Origin of the sequence: Hahella chejuensis KCTC 2396 (assembly GCF_000012985.1) — a bacterium.
Taxonomy (GTDB): domain Bacteria; phylum Pseudomonadota; class Gammaproteobacteria; order Pseudomonadales; family Oleiphilaceae; genus Hahella; species Hahella chejuensis.
In genome coordinates this window covers 5,631,567-5,649,639 of record NC_007645.1, presented here as the reverse complement: position 1 = coordinate 5,649,639, position 18,073 = coordinate 5,631,567, and the positions used below count along the sequence as shown (strand labels likewise).

Below are 18,073 nucleotides of genomic sequence, written 5' to 3'. Positions count from 1 at the left end.
AAGTTACTTATACTGATCCATCTCCGCCAGAGTTTCTGGGGAATATTGGATGTGGAAGTGCTCGAGGAAGTCATCAATATAGCCATCCAGCATTTTGTCCACTTCTTCCTTTGGGGCTATATGGTCTTCTACAAAACCGGAAAGTATGATTGTAAAGTGGAGGCATAGATCACTGGTGATAGGCGTGTTTACCCAGTAATAAAGGCGGTGAATATCCAGACTTCCAAATCGCCCTTTCAACCAAGGCATTCCGTCTTTTTTAAATGCCTTTAAATCATCGCCGCTGGTGGGGCGCCAAAAAGATGGACTGCCTTCGCCTGCACTTTGAAATATAGCTTCAAAATAGTTCAATAGCCACTTTTGGTAGTCTTGGGGGACTAATAGACTTTTCAAGTTATGCTGACTGATATCTACTTTCCATAGATTCATGCCGAGCATGAAACTCCCTGCTAATAAGTCACTGTTTATGAAACGATACTCCCAATTAGCGTCTACTAGCTCTAATGAAGAAAACCCGATACTAGCGTGACTTTCAAAATCTGAATCGCACGACAAATCAATGTGAGATGCAATGTATGGGTGACTATTGGAAAGCCTTTCTGGCAGTCTAAACGTTATAGCTATATCCGAGGCGTCAATAGTTGTTATTGGCGCATTCTTATAGTCTGGGCCTGAAATTGGGCCTAAGTTTACCATTTATACATTCCTTTTGCTTGTTTTACAATTTCCTCAAAAGTGTAATGTCTTGGCAGGTGCATTGAGTTGTGGGCTTTGCTAAAGGTTTTGCTTGCATCGTGTGTGCCGTTTAAGAACGATAGTGCTGCTCCACTATAGTCCTTATTTTGACTTTTACTAAGCTCTTTGATCTCACCAGATATATTATTTCTGGAAATGGCCATATTGATGGCGCTTGCGCGAGACATTTTGCTTGTTGCTAGGACTGGTTGGTCGTCAAATTGTGCACCAAGCTTATTGAGCCTTCTTAGGACTAAGCCGGGATCTGTACTAGGATCTACTATTTGAAATTTATGCTGTTCAAGCAGATCCTTTCTTTCAGAAAGGCCAGCCGGGATGCTGTTTAGGGCCATTTCAAGCAACTTAACTCCGTTGCCAAAAATAAGCCAACTTAGCTTTTTACTTTTTCCCATAATCCGTCTGTGCTTTGAAGTATCTATGAATACCTCTACTAGTTTCTTGGCTGCAGACTCAGGGTCGTGAGTTTTTAAGGCTGGAGTTATCCAAACCCCAAGGTCGTTTACAAAATGTGTAGGGTTGTAAAATAGGCTGAACCCTTGCTTATCACCATAGTCTGTCTTTGGAATATTCGTTTTATATATGTTGTTGGCGGCTTCTTCTATTCCCTCGCTTGCGCCATTTATTGCCGCAAAATTATATTTGCTATCTATGTAGCTATTAGGGCAATGAGTTATGGATGCGTGTGATGATCCTGACAGAGGGTTTACATTATATAGTCCGGCTTGGTTAGTGTCTCGAGAGTAAGCAGGACGAATATTTGTAATGTAAACGCCAGCTTTAACAGGCCCATCCTGTATTATCTTGTAAAAAATTTGGACGTGTTTGATTAGGATCATATGCTCAAATGCGCTTTTGAGATTGCTACAGCTTTGCAAGCCTCCGGCTATTCCTTTAAGCGCGACTATTTGCTTAGTAATTGCTGTGCCGTCAAAAGTGTCAGGATTAATAAGGGTCATGAAGACTGGGATTAGGCCTGTATTGATGAAAACCTTTCGGCCTGATTTTCCCTGAGTCTCTTTGCTAAAGATTATGAATTCACCTTGCTGACCACCTTGTCTCAAGGGTTTCTGGGGAGCGAAAGGGGCGATGCCGAAGCGGGCTTGACTGTCAAAACTCATCTGCAAACATTCCTGTTAAGTATCAATAAAAAAAGATTAACAAGTTGATGAGACAGCCGTGGGGGATTGCAGTGATAGCTCTTGGCTGGGCAGGTTCGGCGCCTCATCCCTAAGGAAAATTGGATGAAATTTTATTCGATTCACCGATTTCTGAAATTGGGCATGGGGGTTAGGCTATATGGATTAATTCTTGGCCAACTTGTTTTTTGCAGGTCGCGCTAACGAAAGTCGCTATGAGTGAAGCCGGCTAGTATCATGGCGCTTTTGTATGGCCAAGGGGCATGGAAGTGAATGACCGCGTGTTGAGCGATTCAACTGACCTGTATATCAAGCATCTCTCTGAGCGAAAAATTCCCGGGTTTCCGGGGGTATGCTTTCAATGTGAGTTTTCCGTGGATCGCTATTCAGATGACATGGTGAATCATTTTCTTGGAACGGATTTGCCTGACTCAATGAACAGGGCGGTGGCGAAACGCAGAGCCGAGTTTGTTGCGGGACGTTATGTGGCGCGGCGTGCGTTAATGACATTAGGGGCGACTGATCTTTCTGTCGGGATTGGCGAGAACCGCGCGCCTGTTTGGCCTGAGTCATTCACCGGATCAATCAGTCATGCGCAGGACATGGCTATTTGCGCCGTGGCTGATAGTGATCGAGTAAAAAGCGTCGGCATTGATGTGGAGAATATGCTCAGCGAAAAAGTGGCTGCTGATATTGTTGGATCTATTCTCACCGAGGAGGATTACCAGTTTGTCGGCAGTTCTTCTCATCCAGACCCGCGCATGCTCACCCTGATCTTTTCAGCAAAAGAAAGCCTGTTTAAATCGCTGTATTCCGACGTGGGATATTATTTTGGTTTTGACGCGGCCAATATGGTGTCTATTGACGAAAGGGAAGGAAGCTTCCAAGTCGAGCTGGCTCAGGAACTGACTCCTGCTTTGCGCCAAGGATTGCGTTTTGAAGGGGGTTTTGAGTATCTGCAAATGGGCGTGCTGACTTCAATCATTCGTTTGAGGTAGTGTAAGTTTAATCCTCTGTGGCGGCGGAAATTCTCAGAGACGAGTTTGGGATTGATATCGTGGAGCTTATTCGGCTCCACACGCAGCCTTGTTATGGCTTGCAGGGGCGGCTTGATGAGATTGATTGGGATACGGAAGAGGAGTTGGGTTACAGGAAGCTCGCCAGACTGATTAAAGACGAAAAGCTGGATCGCGGTAGCGCCTTGCAAATCTATTGGGGGTTTGCGCCTGACTATTTCACCCAGTATGCATCAGAAAAAAACATCGACGACAGTCATCAGAAGAAAGCGTTTAAGCTAATGAAAGCTATTGAAAAGCGCTTGCTCAATAATGATTTCGCTACCAACTTGATCCCCTATCAACCGCCACAGGAAAGCGCGGAGCCTGAAGGTTCGAAGTGGCGTATTCCTGATGAGTTAAAAGCGGCGAATTTATAACGCCGCAGAGATTATTCCCTTGCTATTCCGGCAATGGAATAAAATCATCTTCATCCCCTGGAACCTGCGGAAAACGTCCGTTTTTCCAGTCTTGTTTAGCTAGTTCAATACGCTCTTTGCGGCTGGAAACAAAGTTCCAGTCGATGAAGCGTTTATTGAATGACTCGCCGCCGATAAGAACGAGACGAGTGTCCTGAGTCGCTTCCACGGTGACGTCGGGTTCGTTGGAGAAGAACGCCATGGCGTATTGTGGAAGCAAGTTATCCCTGGCTTTCAGTTCGCCCTGCGCCACATAAACGGCGCGCTCTTCCGTCTGTGGTAGTGTGAAGGTTTGTCCGGGTTGCAGGTGGGCCTCCAGATATAAGGTTTCTGCAAAGACTTTTACCGGGGAGGCGACGCCGCATGCGCTTCCCATCATTACCCGCACGTCGACGCCGTCAACGGTGACCTGTGGAATGCTTGCGCCGGGATAATGGTAAAAAGCCGGCTCGATTTCCTCTTGGTCTACTGGCAGGGTCAGCCAAAGTTGTAGCCCATGTACGCTGTGATCCTTATTGCGGATTTCCGGTCTTTCACGCTCTGAATGCACAATGCCTCGTCCTGCGACCATGAGATTTATATCGCCAGGCTGGATTGGCTGGACGCTTCCCAGGGAATCCCGGTGCAGTATTTCGCCATCAAACAGATAGGTCACGGTGGCGATGCCAATATGGGGGTGTGGGCGGACGTTGACGCCATCTCCTGCGGGGAAATTGGCCGGCCCCATATGATCGAAGAAAATCCACGGCCCCACCATTTTGCGTTTGGCGGTAGGCAATGTCCTGCGCACCGAAAAGCCGCCGAGATCTTTCTCCCTGGGTTCGATGATCAACTGGATAGCGCCGCAAGAGTCTTTGACGTCACACTCATATTCGTTCTGTTTGGTCAGATTGCTCATCGCGCCTCCTGGGCGTCTGTGTCACCTTGGTTATGCGGGGTGGACTCTATTCAGGATAGCTACTAACCAAGCCGCCAGACAAAAGGAGCTTGCAGGTCAAGCTCCTCCAGAGAGAGGGTTAGATCTTCGCCGACTTAAAAATACTCCCTTTCATGCCAAACAGGTAGAAAGCGTCTTCTTTGACGAGGGGGTCTGCGTAGATGAGTTCGTCTTGGGCGAAGTCTATGTTTTCCCGGACTTCGCCGCTTTCCATATTAATGATGAGGACGCCGCCGGTGCGTTTGGCGTAGATGATTTCCTTCTCGTTATAAAATTGCAGGGAGGAGTAGGCGCCTTTTTTGATCTCCGATTCGATTTCCCATTTGAGTTTGTTATTGATGGCGTCCCAGGCGTAGAGGTTGCCGTAGTAATCGTTGAAGTAAATGGTGTCGTTTTTAACGATGGGTTTTCCCACCACGGGGTAATTGATAACGAGGGAGTGCGCTCTTTCACCGGCTTGTGTGAAACAGGACAGCCCGCCCACATGGGTGTCGATATGAATTTCCCCCTGGATAAAGCAGACATCGTCCTGTACTTGAACGGGGCCGTACCAGGCAGACAGGGGCAGCTCTTTTTTCCAGACGATAGATCCGTCTTTCAGGTTCAATTTGTAGGCGAACGGTCTGTTTATGCTGAAGCCTTCCCTGGGAATGCCGCTGCCGATATAGACATAGTCGCCTTGCACCAGCGCGAAACCGTCCATGTGACCGCCTTTGAACTGCCAGATTTTCTCCATTGTGTCTGGATTAATGGCGTAAAGGCCGTCTTCACCTGCGGTCTGCAGCAGGTAATCCTTGCCATCGCTATTGGTGAATACGGGAAAAATTTCTGTGTGGCCGTTGGTCCTGAAGTGCGAAACAACCTGTTTTTTCTCCGGGTCGAATTTATACACGCCCATACTGTGAGATTGATGCAAGCCTTCTCCGAAATACAGAAAGCCCTTATAAAGCGTGGGGCTGGGAGAGAGAAATTTGCCGAAGAACAGTTTGTTTTTGAGTGCGCCGGTATCGGCGTCGGCGACGTATAGGTAACCCTCATTGGTGCCAAAGAACAGCTCGCCGTTGACGATGGTTCCCCGTGCGAATATTCCTTCGCCTTCCAGGGATTGCTTCCAAAGCGCCCGGTCGCCCTGCATGGCTTTCTGGTGGTAGGTGGTGTCCGAATTAGCGAGCTTTTGCACTGTCTGCGGCACTGGACCGTTTTTCACGTAATCAACGCCAAGATAGCCCCCGTAAATCGCCAGATTCAGCGCGACGGCGGCGAGCAGCACTTTTGGCTTGAGCAGCAGTTCCAGCAGCTTTTTGGGACCTTCGGCTTTCAGCTTCACGCCGAACATCCCTGCAATGAAGGTGGCGACGACGCTGAGGGCGGTTCCCAAAAAGGCCAGGGGCAATAATACAGTTGGAACTATAGCGTATTGATAACCTTCACTGAGGGTATTAGATGATGCGGATAGTTCCATCATTTCCGTCAAGCCAAACATTCTCTCCTCCTTTAAATTTGTTATGGCAGTTGATGATTCCACTCACTGCAGGAATTCCCATTTCTCTCGCAACGATGGCGCAGTGCGACAGCACGCCGCCTTTTGAAACAATAATGCCCTTGGCTTTGATGAAGATCGGCGTCCAGCCCGGATCAGTGGACTCCGCCACCACAATCGGGTTCGCCGGCCACTTGATGTTCTTCCATTTGTTCGGATCGTTGATAACCAGCACTTCTCCTTTGACCAGCCCGGGAGAAATGCCTTCGCCCTTCAGGTTGTCGTTCTGCGGTTGCCGGTTATTCAGGACATTCTCGATTTCCTGAATGGAGGTGACGGCGGAAAAATTGAAATGCTTGAACAGTTTGGATTTGAGTTTGCGTTCTTCAATTCGCGATGCATACGCGGCTTTGTCGAAGTGGATAATTTCTTCCGCGTTCAGCCAGAAAATATCGTTGGAAGGCAATTCATAACGCTGGCCGAATTCCAGCAGGATATAGCGGAAATGGGCGAAAGGTTTGAGGATCGCCATTTTCCATTTTTCCCGCAGCTCCAGAAGCTCTTTCAGAAGCCGCCATTCTTCAAGAACCAGCGTTTTCTTGAAGGTTTTAAACTGGTTTATTTCTTCTTCGACGTCGATAAAGGTGTGGTTGTTTTTGCCCTTCTCATAATCCTCCACGCTGAGATCGTAAAAGGCGTCCTCGCCCAGTTCGATCCAGCGTTTGGATATCAGGTCTAATTCGCCCGGGCCGCGATGGCCGTATTTCTCCAGAAACATGCCCCGCAACTCGGGCTTGGCGCAGGCCTTTTTAAAATAGCGAGCCATCTCAAAGGTTTCAGTTCTGATTCCGTTACCGGTCCACTGTCGTATCAGCTCTGCGGCTTTCTGATCGTTAAAGATATTCGCCAACAGGGAGTGCAGGGTTTGGATAGTGGTTTCTGTCAGAGAAATCAGAATGTACGGCCATACCAGCGTGTCGCGGGTAAAAACGATCATCTCTTTCAACAGGCGGCCTTTCAGGTCGTCGTCGCTCCAGGATCGGTAATAGCTGAGGTCGTTGGGCCGGTCCATGACGGTGGAAAAACTTATCAGATCCTTGCTGGCGAGATTGATGAACTCTTTTCTGTGAGTGTTCACGCTCAGCCCCGCCGAGACCATTTTGAACACGGTCTTGGGAGTGTAGAGAATGGTTTTCAGGTTGATCTTGGAGACATGGAATTTCAGGTGCGGTCTGGGCAGCGGCTCGATGGAGTAGGGCATGGGTCCGAAATAGAGCGGCGCCAGTCGGGTGAGGTTGACGTAATTCTTGCCGAAGACGTTATCCAGAATCGACTCGCCTTCTTTCATGTCGCGAAAGCCCAGATAGCCGATCTTCTGCAGCGCTTTGTCGAAGGCGGCGTTTTTCTTGAACGAGTCGCTCCAAAGCTCCGTGGAGAAAATGCTCGGGTTGATTGAAAGCTCGGCGAAAGTTTGCCCATCCCAAGTGGTGTCTTTGCTGTATTGGGTTTTCAGACGCTCCAGTTCTTCCAAACCGAATTTTTTGATCTGCGAGATGGAGTTCTTGGCGGTGATGGGACGCGCTTGCAGCAGGTAGACGACGCCCTTGTCGTCAATCGCCCACTCGATATCGAAGTCCTGATGGTATTTTGCTTCCAGCTGCCGGGAGACGTTGACGATCTCCTCGACCTGTTCTGGTTTGATGTCGTCGCTGCCGCTGTTTTCATGAATTTGTCTGGGCGTTTTTTTGCCGGAAACAAGATCTTCCCCGACGCCGCTGATATATTCCAGCAGCCAGCCTTTGTCTTCATCTCTGGGATCTTTGGTGAAGAAGACGCCGGCGTATTTGGCGTCGATCATTTGCTGGATCACGACATTCATGGGGACGGCTTTGGCGGAGCCGAGGAAGTGTTTGCGATAAGTGGTGGAAGACTCTTTGAGGATAGAGTCAAAGCAGTTGTTAATGGCGTTGACCAGGTCTTCCCGAGTTCTGATAAATAGAAACGTGGAGTTTTGCCCGGCGAAGCTGTGTTCTTTGGAATCCTCTCCGGTTGCGGAACTGCGCACGGCGACGCAAAACTGATTTCCCAATGTTTGGTAAATGGTTGCAAGCTCTTCCTGGCTGGGTTTTGCGTCTAAGATAAAACCTTCGGGGACGCGTATTCCCATTTGCGTCATCATCGCCAGCATATAAGCCTTGCCGCCTACCTCTGTTTTTTCTTCTGGTAGTGACGAAAAAGAATAAATCACAATAACTCCCTTTAATTGCAAAATATATTTTAATTAAATTTTGTCGAGCTACAACATACCATGGCTGTTTTAAACTTCATCCGTATTAAATACTTACTATTTAATTTATGGGTGTTTTAATGTTGGTTATATGATTATAAGGGTGGAAATAAATATTCATGCATTAAATATACATTTGTTGTTGAAAAGATATCAGTTTTTGGGGTGAGGAGTATTAAGTTGCTATTATTTTGGGGGGCGTATATGCGTTCCTCATTGTTATTGTTTTCCTTGTTTATATAGGCGGGAAAGGTAGCGCTGGCCGCTTTGTAGCGCTGTGATTCTTGGGTTTAACCAATAAGTGCAGCAGTATGTGCAAGCGTTCAGTAATTCGTTATTCAGATTCAGGTGCATTTATACTCCATCCACCATTCATTATTTAACACTCTAACTTCCATGAAGTCCTCTCCGTTGTTCCGCTTACCATATGCAGCGGGAGGAGTGACGCCTTTCACTATATCTAATAAACATCCAGAAATACCCAGCCCCGAGCGATGGGCCATAATGTAGTATTTGGATGGCGGACAAAAAGTAATGCGTTCGCTTTGTGTGGTTTTAAACAGCGCTAAATATGACTTATATCTATTCTCAGAAATACTGACGTCTTTTAAAACCTGCGAAAGACTTAATTTACTCTCGTAGTCCTTTGTATGACTCCATCCATCAGAATATTCCCTAAAGTCTCCGATAATATTTACTCCGACGCTAAAACAATACTCTCCTTGAAAATCTTCGGTAACCATCGCTGTGAGCTTTTCATAGGGGGTGGTATCAGTCTCGAATCGTGTTTGTATGGCATCAAGGTCTGGTGGCGTTGAGCATGATGCAAGTGTTAAGAAAGCTAAAAATATGAGTGCTATCTTCATTCTGGATTTGCGTAAACCTTTAGATATTGCACGCGTGAACTTCTGTTTCCGAGCTTAGAAGAAATACGTCTTCCAGTCCGCTGGCTCTAGTGTAAAAGACGTGGAAATTCGAGCTAACTCATTCAAGAAAAAACGTACGAGTGCATTTTTTGGCAAAAATAAACATATAGAGACTATACACCGCCTGGCGCCTTTCTTCCCATCTGGCTCGTTTATTTATTGCTGCTGATGCTTCTATCTGAGTGAAAAAAAGCGACCCGAAGGCCGCTAAGGGTGAGGTGGTTCAGGCTATTCTCGCTAGCAGGTGGCGACTGAAACCTTTACGTAGAAACTCCATTTGGTCTCCCAGAATGTTTCTGTTGGCCAGATACAGATATTCGTACCGGCTGGGTACGAATGGCACGGCTAGAAGAGGCATGCCGGCTTCTTCCGGTGTGCGGTCTCTTTTGAAGTTGTTGCACCGGATGCAGGCGCAAACGACGTTTTTCCAGATATCCCTACCACCCCGCGACACCGGCATGATGTGATCCCGACTGAGCAGTTCATAAGGGAACGTCAATCCACAGTACATGCAGGTGCTGTCATCCCGCCGGAACAGGTATTTGTTGGTCAGCGGCGGAGTTTCCATCACATGTTTGTCGCGTCCTTCGGAAGCGATGATGGTTGGGATTTCAAGGGTGGACCGTTGCCCGTCACGTCCTGTTCCGCCTCGCAAAACAATGACGTTATCGCCGGCGCTCCAGAGTACGCGGTCGTTGCAGATTAGCGTGGCCGCTTCTTCCTGGCTCATCCACTGCATGGGTTGGCCGGTTTTGTCTAATCTAAGTATGCGAGGGGTGCTCATGACTACATCTCTTCTATCTGTCTACATGTTCTGATTTTTTAAGGTTTATCTGGTTGAAATTGGCCGCCCCGCCTGGATTCGAACCAGGGTTCCCGGAGTCAAAGTCCGGTGCTTTACCAATTAAGCTACGGGGCAGGGGTGAGGGTAAATCGAGGTCATCCTTGAGGCGGTATCGCCAGTAAGAATGACGGTTTTTAATTGTTGCTGGGGACGACGACTCGTTCGTCGAACTCGTTTTCCATGACCTTTTCCTCTTTTCTGGTCTATTTCGTTAATCAAATTGGCAACCCGGGACGGATTCGAACCATCACCTGGCGGGTTTGGAAGCCGCTGCTCTGCCAGTTAAGCTACCGGGCTGTAATACGTTTTAAGCGATAAGTGTTTTTTAGATCGCTAGTAAATGTGGTGCGTTCGGCGAGACTCGAACTCGCATGCCGATTACGGCGCCTGGTTCTAAGCCAGGTATGTCTGCCATTTCCATCACGAACGCGTGATTCATTAACCTGTCAGCTTCGCCTTCACTCGCAACTCCCCGATGCGTGTGGGGATGTCGCCGGCGGCGATGCGGATCAAGTCGCTTCTTTCCAAAACCACGATCAGATCATTTTGATCTACCCGGATTTGAGTCCGGTCATGGCCCAGGCGGCGGTCTAATCTCTGTTTGAGGTAAGCCGCCTGATTAGCGGCGAAACCTTCCGCTAATTGATTGCTGTACATGCTTGTTTACCTCGCTATAAATGGCGGCCTGTAAGAGAATTGAACTCTTGTTTCCGGGGAGACAACCCGGCGTCTTCGCCATTGGACCAACAGGCCGTGTTCGTTTTTTCGTCGTCAAAATATCTGGCGGAGAGTGAGGGATTCGAACCCCCATGCCTGTTCCCAAGCCACAGTTTTCAAGACTGCTCCATTACCGTTCTGGCAACTCTCCGTTTCTATGACTTCCTATGTCTAAAAGGTGGCGGTAGGCGCAGGACTCGAACCTGCAGAACCCCAAGGGGTTCGACGAGTTAGCAACTCGCTGCCTTACCATTCGGCCAGCCTACCTTTGTTCTTTCATGCAATCTCTGCTTGCTCCTTAGTCCCGATTGCAGGCGTTTCATACAAAGAACGCAGTACAAAAATGTTGGAGCTTGATGTGCCTGTGCAATCGCTCCAGGTAACCGTTCTTTGTTATGTGCTCTCTTTCGTCACGCGACGTTTTTACCGCGCTGCTCGAAAAAAACACATAAAAAAACCCGGTGAGCTTTCGCCCGCCGGGTTCTCGTTCCTTGTGAGGGGAGAGTGTCCGGAGGGCGTTTGCTTCCCTCCGGACGTGATTACGTCATCGAAGGGTGGGGTTCGCCTTTGATTCGCCGAGATCGTTTGATTTGCTCCAGTCGCTGGAATAACCGCAATACCAATCGTTATGGCGCAGGCAGGCCACTAAGCCGTTACTTATTGGCTGGCTCAGTATCTGTCCTGGTTGTTGATTGAAGTGCTTGATCATGAAGAACATGTCGTTATCCGCAATGGAGGCGTTAAATTTAGGTTGCCCGTAAGTAAGCACTAGTTGTGCCAACTTTTTGTTTGCGATGAAGAAATCTACGTTCGCTATATTTTCCGGGGGCTGAGGAGTGTGAGCGGGGATTTTGTTGCATGGTGATGGATATCTTTAAGAAAAGAGAATTTTCTTATTTTTGAATCAAGCGTTCGAAAAAAAGAAGTTTTCATCTAGAATTCCCACCATTAAGTCTATTGCGGAATGGGTAGAGCGGCGTGGCGATCAGGAAACGTAAACATAAAGTGGTGTTTGGATTTTTAGGCTCCACTATGGACGCCGTGTCACGGCGCCGGGGCAAATACGAAAAGCGCTGGCAACGCTGGCGGCCTACCGTGTCCATTGCGCAACATCCAGAAGCGTTTCCTGTCGATCGCTTAGTGTTGCTATATAACCCGCAGGATCGCGAACTGGCGGACGAAGTGATCGCCGATATTGGCGACGTGGCGCCCAAGCTTCAGGTGGATCTGCAGCAACTGGATTTCGATGCGCCCTGGGATCTGCATAAGGTATTCCCCAAGCTGTATCAGTTTATTGATGGCTACCCCTTTGATACGGAGAAGGAGGAGTACTTCTTTCATATCACCACCGGCTCCCACATTCAGCAGATATCTATCTTTTTGTCTGTGGGCGCCCGCTATTTCCCCGGCAAGCTGCTGCAAACCGCGCCGAGCCGGGATCATGAAGGCGGCAGCAAGGTGGAAGTGATCGATCTGGATAACGCGCCGCGCTCCGTGGCGGAAATATTCAGTCAATCGCGCAAGCGCGACACCGATTATTTGAAATCCGGCATCGATACCCGTAATGCGGATTTCAATCAGTTGATAAAGCAGATTGAGACCGTGGCGATTCGCACTCGCGCGCCGATTTTGATTACGGGACCGACCGGCGCCGGTAAATCACGGCTGGGCTCTCGTATCTACGAACTGAAGCGCAAGCGTCAGGATGTGAAAGGCGCTTTTGTGGAGGTCAACTGCGCCACCTTGCGTGGGGATAACGCCATGTCCGCATTGTTTGGGCATCGCAAGGGCGCCTTTACGGGAGCGGTTGAGAAGCGGGACGGCTTGTTGAAGGAGGCCGATGGCGGCGTGTTGTTTCTGGATGAGATCGGTGAGCTGCCGTTGGACGAGCAGGCGATGCTGCTACGGGCCATAGAGGATAAACGCTTTTTCCCTCTGGGAGCGGATAAAGAAGAAAACAGCGACTTTCAACTCATCGCCGGCACTAACAGAGACTTGCGCAAGGATGTTATCGACGGACGCTTCCGGGAAGATTTGTTCTCGCGCATCAACCTGTGGACATATCGTTTGCCGGGGCTGGCGGAGCGGCATGAAGATATCGAACCTAATCTCGACTATGAATTGCAGCGCTTTGAGCGTGAAAACGGGATTCGCGTGCGCTTCAGTCAGGAAAGCCGCAAGCGCTATCTCAAGTTCGCCTGCTCTCTCAGTGCGTTGTGGAAAGGCAACTTTCGCGACCTCAACGCCAGCGTTACGCGCATGGCGACATTGGCGGAAGCAGGAGAGATCGATGTGGCGCTAGTGGAGTCGGAGATGGAGCGTCTGGGGTATCTCTGGGGGATGGAGCTGCGCTCAACCACTCAGCAGGTGGAGGCCATTCTGCTGGAAAACCTGTTGTCGCCAGAGCAGATAGAGGAAATGGATCACCTGGATCAGGTGCAATTGGAAGCCGTGGTGCGCGCTTGCCGGGACAGTAGTTCCGCTGCGGAGGCGGGTAGGCGGTTGTTTGCCGCCTCGCGTCTGAAGAAGCGGCGTTTGAATGACAGCCAGCGCGTGGCGGCGATTCTGGACAAGTACGGCCTGCATTTCGACCAGATAAAAAACGCCTGGTAGCGCCGTGTACATTTAACGGCGGCGGGAGTATAAATGGCTTGTCCAGCCTGAGCATAGAAGGTGTTGCGAAGGAGAGTGGAACATCGCCAAGGGGAGAGCCTGTGAGCTATCCAGGGGCGCTATAACAAGAAAAGGAGTTTTCTATGTTGCATTTGGGAAAATGGCCACGGGGTTATCGCGGCGTCGTACTGATGCTGGCCCTGGGACTGACGGGGTGTTTCGAACAACCCGTCGCCTTTGACGATGATGGGGTGCTGGAGGCGCGCATCCGCCGCACGGAGTTCGGCGCGCCGCACATCGAAGCGGATAACCTGCAAAGCCTCGCATTTGGTTCGGGATACGCTTTCGCTCAGGATAATATCTGCATCCTGGCTGACCAGATCATCAAATATAACAGTCAACGCTCTCGCTTTTTCGGACCGGACCAGGTTTCAGGCTCCGGCGATTCACAAAACCTCATTAACGATTTCGGTTACCTGGCTCTGGAGCTTCGCAAGCAGGCGGAGGAGGGGCTGGACGCCATGAGCGACGCCAGCCGGGCGTTGTTATCGGGATACGCCAGCGGCTACAACAAGTATCTGGCGGAAGTGGGCGTCGACCATATCGACCCTGCTTGCGCAGGTCAGCCCTGGGTGCGTCCTATTTCGGATGTGGATTTGCTGACTTACTCCCTCGGATTGGCGCTGATGTCGAGCTCTTCAGGCTTCTTGACGCAGATCTATGTCGCTGCGCCGCCGGGCGAGAGCTATTTGCCGCAGATGGCGGACAGTGGGCTGTCGCCGCCTTGGGCTTCCAACAATAGCGCTCCTGTTGAGCTGGCTGCTCTGCCTAATAAGTCCAGATTGGGGTTGGGCTCTAACGGCTGGGCTTTGGGCAAGCGCAAAACCGCCAATGGCAAGGGCATGTTACTGGCCAACCCGCATTTTCCATTCACGGGCAATTTGCGATTCTGGCAACAGCATCTGACGATACCCGGCGCCATGAATGTGATGGGCGCGTCGGTGGCGGGCATGCCGGGTGTGGTGAACATCGGCTTCAATGAGCATGTCGCCTGGACGCACACCTATTCCACTGCAGAGCATTTTATTGTCTACGAATTGAAGCTGGATCAGGAAGATCCGACGGGGATGACCTACCTTGTGGATGGCGAGCGTCGTCGCATCCGGAAACGCAGTTATGTCATTGATGTGAAAGTGGCTCCAGATGCTGTGTTTGCGCTGAGTAAAGACCTGTATGTCAGCGACTATGGCCCCATGGTTGCTCATCCTGACGTGTTGCCGTGGGGAGAGGCTTCGGAAGGAAGCTTTGTAGCCTATAGCATCAAAGACGCCAACCGCGCGAATTTCGATCTGATCGATACCTGGCTGGGCTTGAACCTGGCCCGCGACATGTCGGACGTCCGTAAGGTATTCAAGCAGTTCGACGGCGTCATCTTCAATAACACGATGGTGGTGGACGAAGCAGGCGACGCATTTTACATTGATGATTCAACGGTTCCCGAGCTGAGCCCTGAAGCCGAGACCGCGCTGACTACTGACACCAAGTGGAGAAAGTTACGGGAGCAGCTTGAGTTCACCATCCTGCCGGGCGACGCCTCGGTCTATGACTTTAAGGGACCGTCTCCTTTTTCCAAAGCGCCGAAACTCATGCGCTTCGATTTTGTGCAAAACTCCAATGACAGCTATTGGTTGACCAATCCCGCCAGCCCGATACGGGGCGTCTCCACTTTGTATGGGGCGGTGGATAATGAACAGTCATGGCGTTCACGTATGGGGCAACGGTTGCTGACCGACACCGCTGGTTGGGATGGGCGTTTCACTTTGCCTGAACTGAAAGAAGCGCTCCTGAACAATCGTTCTTATTTAGGTGAGGAAATATTGGAGGATCTGTTGGCCGCCTGCAGGGCGCGAGGCGATGAGCCGGTCATCGTCAACGGCGAACCGGTGGACATCAGTGAGGGCTGTTATGCGTTGAGTTTGTGGGATGGCGTGATGAACGCGGAGAGCCGGGGCGGGGTATTGTTTCGGGAGTTCGCCTGGCAGTTTGATCAGGACCCGCAATGGCGCAAGCCATTCTCTCCTCAGGACCCTCTCAATACGCCCAACAGACTGGACCCGAACGATAAGGTGCTGGAGCAATTGGCGACGGCGATAGGATATGTGCAGGCGGCGGGACTGTCCCTGGAAACGACTCTTGGCGAAGCGCAGTTTGTCGAAATGAGTACGCTTGACGGTTCACCGAGCGGCGTCCGTTTCCCGTGGAGCGGCGCCGCCCACATAGAAGGCGGCTTCAATGTGTTCAATCCCTGGATTAAATCAGACGGAACCCTGTTGCCCCGGCATATTTATCCTTACTTACCGGGATCAAAAATCAGCGCGGAGGCCATAGGGTATCACCTTAGTCACGGATCGAGCTGGATGATGGCGGTAAGCTTTACCGTTAATGGGCCGGTCGCGGAAGGGCTTTTGACATACTCCCAGTCCGCCAATCCAGAGTCGCCGTATTATCTTGACCAGACGGAGTTTTATTCGCAGCAGCCGCGATTGCGTCCACTGCGCTTCCGCGAGCAGGATATCGCAGCCAATACGCAGTCGGAGCTGCGCATTAAGCTGGATATCAATTAGAGCGTAGGGCGCCTACTCGTCGCGAATGACCACTGCGCCGTCGATTGCATCCAAGTGGATATGCGACGGCGTATGTTCCCGCGTCACCAGATATGACGCCAGCTCCGCCACGACCCGTTGCTCGATGGCGCGTTGAATCGGACGCGCGCCGTAAAGCTCGCTGAATCCCGCCTCTGCGACATGCGCCACCAACGCGTCGCTGAAGCTGAGCTTGAGCTTTTGCTCCCGGATGCGTTCGCGCTGGTTTAGCAACTCCAGCTCGCGCCGGGCGATGCTTAAGATGCTGTCGCGATCAAGCGGATTGAAGCAGAGAATGGCGTCGATACGGTTGATGAACTCGGGACGGAAGAAGTCGCGAATACCGCTCATCGAGACCTGCCCGCGTTTTTCCGTTGCGGAGAAGCCCACGCCGCCGCCGGTATTAACGCCCAGGTTCGTGGTCATGATGATGATGGTGTTGCGGAAGTCGGTGGTGCGGCCGAAGCGATCAGTCAGCAGACCTTCATCCAGCGTTGAGAGCAGGGCGTCAAAGACGCTGTCGTCGGCTTTTTCAATCTCATCCAGCAATACTACGGAAAACGGGTTGGCGCGCACATGCTGCACCAGTGGGCTGGGTTTACCCTCGCCGCCTATCAGACGCTCAATGTGTCCGGGGTGCTGGAACTCGCTCATATCGAGCCGGAACAGCGGATTTTTACTCTGACCTGCGCTGAAGAAATAATCCGCCAGCGCTTTGGTGGCGGCGGTCTTGCCAACGCCGGTAGGGCCGGCGAACAGCAATGTCGCTATCGGCTTTTGCGGGTCGTTGAGGCCCGCTTTGAAGATCTGAATGACCCGGCATAACTGTTCGAGGATGCTGTCCTGACCGATGATGCGGGTTTTGAAGTAGTCCAGTAGCGCTTGCTGAGACAGCGCCTGTTCATCCCGCAGAAACAGCTCCGGCAACCCGGTGTAGGCGACAAAGTCGGCGATGACCTGATCACGGGTGATGGTCGCCTGCTTTTGTTCAAAGGCGTTTTTGACGCAGTGGTGATAAAAGCGCACCAGATTGCCCGGCGCTCTCTCGTATTTGATATAGCGTCTGACTAATTGCGATACCGTCTCCAGCGCATCGTCGCGGGTGTCGATGGCGAAGTTGGAGGCGGCGTAATTGGCGTAAGCCTGCACCACCCGTTGCGCGGAGCGGCCGGATAGTTCCGTGACGTTGATCTGTTCAAATAAATGCAGGAACCCCGGCAGCTTATTACGCGCCGCTTCCAGTTCTTGCGGGCGCAGCTCGCCGATAATGCGGATCTGGCCTTTGGCGAGATAGGAGCGCAGGTAGGCCGCCATGGAGTCTTCCTGGCCTTCGCCGCCGATGGACAGCAGGCTGATGAAATCATTGAGCCAGAGCACGCCGTTGACTTGCGCCAGAGACTCCACCACTTCATCGCACACTTCCTGCCACTCCCCAAGATACTTGGCCTTGGCGATGATGCGTTGCGGCGTGGAGCGCCAGAAGGTGAGGGGCGCTTCGCCTGATTTGCTGAGGCGCGCGGCCACCCGCACGGGTTCCTGCCAAAGCACGCTCTTGCCGACGCCTTGTTCGCCGATCAGCAGGCAACTGCTGCGTCCTTCCAGTAATTCCTCCGCCAGTCGCTGGATCATCTCGCCTCGCTCCCAGGCGACTTCCGGGAGGCGGCTGACCTGGCGTTTGACGCGCTTCGGCAATGGCGCCTGATCCGACACTGTCAGCATGTACTCCATCGCGGCGCTGTTATGCTGTTGTAGAGAAGGACGTACCTTGCCGCGGTCGAAACTGACCACTTCCAGCCAGGGTTCGGAAGGCATGACGTAGCGATAGGCTTCTTCCGGCGTGACGTTATTCAACACTTGCAGTGAAAAATGCTCGATCAGCGTTTTCAGCTGCACTTCGTCATAGTAGTAAAACGAGCGCTGTAGAAACGGCAGAAAGCATTCGCCGAAACCCCTGTTGGGGTCGCGGCTATGCACCGCCGCAATGCGGAAAGCGCTGGGCGCCGAAAGCGGATACACGCCCTGATCCGAACGATAGGACAACAACGCATTAATCGTATGGAAGCTGATTTGCGGGCTGCTGATCTCCGGGCTGTACAGGCATTCTCCCTGTTTGATGGCCTTGGCCAGACACTCTGACGCGGCGTTGCGTATCTTGGATGGATGCGACTCCATCACTACCAGTTCCGTGCCCAGAATCACGCCGATCACATCGCCGCTTTCCAAGGTCCAGCAGGCTACGGGAAATTCTTCAATCGCCATGG

14 protein-coding genes and 6 tRNA genes are annotated in these 18,073 nt (G+C 51.1%); 4 read left to right on the top strand and 16 right to left on the bottom strand.

Annotated features, from left to right (window positions below; all coding sequences use genetic code 11):
* Positions 1-3: 3 nt before the first annotated feature.
* Positions 4-696: a hypothetical protein gene (locus HCH_RS24775; protein ID WP_011399240.1), complete on the bottom strand. Its 693-nt coding sequence runs from the start codon at positions 694-696 to the stop codon at positions 4-6.
* The gene (locus HCH_RS24770) at positions 690-1,874 is read right to left on the bottom strand and encodes a hypothetical protein (RefSeq protein WP_041598912.1); all 1,185 of its coding nucleotides are present in this window, start codon (positions 1,872-1,874) and stop codon (positions 690-692) included. Before HCH_RS24770 ends, HCH_RS24775 begins: the two co-directional genes overlap by 7 nt.
* A 281-nt stretch (positions 1,875-2,155) precedes the next feature.
* On the opposite strand from HCH_RS24770, the gene HCH_RS24765 reads away from it, so the two are divergent.
* Both HCH_RS24765 and HCH_RS24760 read left to right on the top strand, forming a co-directional pair.
* Complete coding sequence (locus tag HCH_RS24765; RefSeq protein ID WP_011399237.1) at positions 2,156-2,890, top strand: 4'-phosphopantetheinyl transferase family protein; 735 nt, start codon at positions 2,156-2,158, stop codon at positions 2,888-2,890.
* 17 nt (positions 2,891-2,907) lie between these two features.
* Positions 2,908-3,327, top strand: a complete 420-nt coding sequence (locus tag HCH_RS24760) for a DUF4274 domain-containing protein (RefSeq protein WP_011399236.1) — start codon at positions 2,908-2,910, stop codon at positions 3,325-3,327.
* Between the two features lie 22 nt (positions 3,328-3,349).
* Here the strand turns inward: HCH_RS24760 and HCH_RS24755 are convergent, their stop codons facing one another.
* The 13 genes from HCH_RS24755 to HCH_RS33965 all read right to left on the bottom strand — a co-directional run bounded on the left by HCH_RS24755 (position 3,350) and on the right by HCH_RS33965 (position 11,326).
* Positions 3,350-4,264 carry a pirin family protein gene (locus tag HCH_RS24755; protein ID WP_011399235.1) on the bottom strand — a complete coding sequence of 305 codons (915 nt, stop codon included), beginning with the start codon at positions 4,262-4,264 and terminating at the stop codon, positions 3,350-3,352.
* A 118-nt stretch (positions 4,265-4,382) separates the two neighbouring features.
* Positions 4,383-5,786 (bottom strand): PQQ-binding-like beta-propeller repeat protein, encoded by a 1,404-nt coding sequence (locus HCH_RS24750; RefSeq protein ID WP_011399234.1) that lies wholly within the window; start codon positions 5,784-5,786, stop codon positions 4,383-4,385.
* Entirely contained in the window at positions 5,743-8,031 is a 2,289-nt protein-coding gene (locus HCH_RS24745) for a PEP/pyruvate-binding domain-containing protein (protein ID WP_011399233.1), read from the bottom strand. The genes HCH_RS24750 and HCH_RS24745 overlap by 44 nt, the downstream gene beginning before the upstream one ends.
* Before the next feature lie 383 nt (positions 8,032-8,414).
* Positions 8,415-8,936, bottom strand: a complete 522-nt coding sequence (locus tag HCH_RS24740; RefSeq protein WP_011399231.1) for a hypothetical protein — start codon at positions 8,934-8,936, stop codon at positions 8,415-8,417.
* Between the two features lie 283 nt (positions 8,937-9,219).
* Entirely contained in the window at positions 9,220-9,780 is a 561-nt protein-coding gene (locus tag HCH_RS24735; RefSeq protein ID WP_011399230.1) for an HNH endonuclease, read from the bottom strand.
* 60 nt (positions 9,781-9,840) lie between these two features.
* Positions 9,841-9,915: transfer RNA gene (locus tag HCH_RS24730), tRNA-Gln, on the bottom strand.
* A 146-nt stretch (positions 9,916-10,061) separates the two neighbouring features.
* Positions 10,062-10,137: transfer RNA gene (locus HCH_RS24725), tRNA-Trp, on the bottom strand.
* A gap of 46 nt (positions 10,138-10,183) precedes the next feature.
* A tRNA-Leu gene (locus tag HCH_RS24720) sits at positions 10,184-10,270 on the bottom strand.
* Positions 10,271-10,278: 8 nt separating this feature from the next.
* Positions 10,279-10,497: a hypothetical protein gene (locus HCH_RS24715; RefSeq protein ID WP_011399229.1), complete on the bottom strand. Its 219-nt coding sequence runs from the start codon at positions 10,495-10,497 to the stop codon at positions 10,279-10,281.
* Positions 10,498-10,518: 21 nt separating this feature from the next.
* Positions 10,519-10,593 (bottom strand) — tRNA-Asp (locus HCH_RS24710).
* A 28-nt stretch (positions 10,594-10,621) separates the two neighbouring features.
* Positions 10,622-10,708, bottom strand: a tRNA-Ser gene (locus HCH_RS24705).
* 28 nt (positions 10,709-10,736) lie between these two features.
* A tRNA-Ser gene (locus HCH_RS24700) sits at positions 10,737-10,824 on the bottom strand.
* 277 nt (positions 10,825-11,101) lie between these two features.
* Positions 11,102-11,326: a hypothetical protein gene (locus HCH_RS33965; RefSeq protein WP_148212656.1), complete on the bottom strand. Its 225-nt coding sequence runs from the start codon at positions 11,324-11,326 to the stop codon at positions 11,102-11,104.
* Between the two features lie 209 nt (positions 11,327-11,535).
* Here HCH_RS33965 and rtcR point away from each other — a divergent pair, with 209 nt between their 5' ends.
* Together rtcR and HCH_RS24690 are read left to right on the top strand one after the other, a co-directional pair.
* A complete protein-coding gene (rtcR, locus tag HCH_RS24695) occupies positions 11,536-13,170 on the top strand; it encodes an RNA repair transcriptional activator RtcR (protein ID WP_011399226.1) in 1,635 nt (544 codons plus the stop codon).
* A gap of 143 nt (positions 13,171-13,313) precedes the next feature.
* Positions 13,314-15,794 (top strand): acylase, encoded by a 2,481-nt coding sequence (locus tag HCH_RS24690; RefSeq protein ID WP_011399225.1) that lies wholly within the window; start codon positions 13,314-13,316, stop codon positions 15,792-15,794.
* 12 nt (positions 15,795-15,806) lie between these two features.
* Here HCH_RS24690 and HCH_RS24685 read toward each other — a convergent pair whose 3' ends face one another.
* Positions 15,807-18,071: an AAA family ATPase gene (locus HCH_RS24685; RefSeq protein ID WP_011399224.1), complete on the bottom strand. Its 2,265-nt coding sequence runs from the start codon at positions 18,069-18,071 to the stop codon at positions 15,807-15,809.
* Positions 18,072-18,073 lie beyond the last annotated feature (2 nt).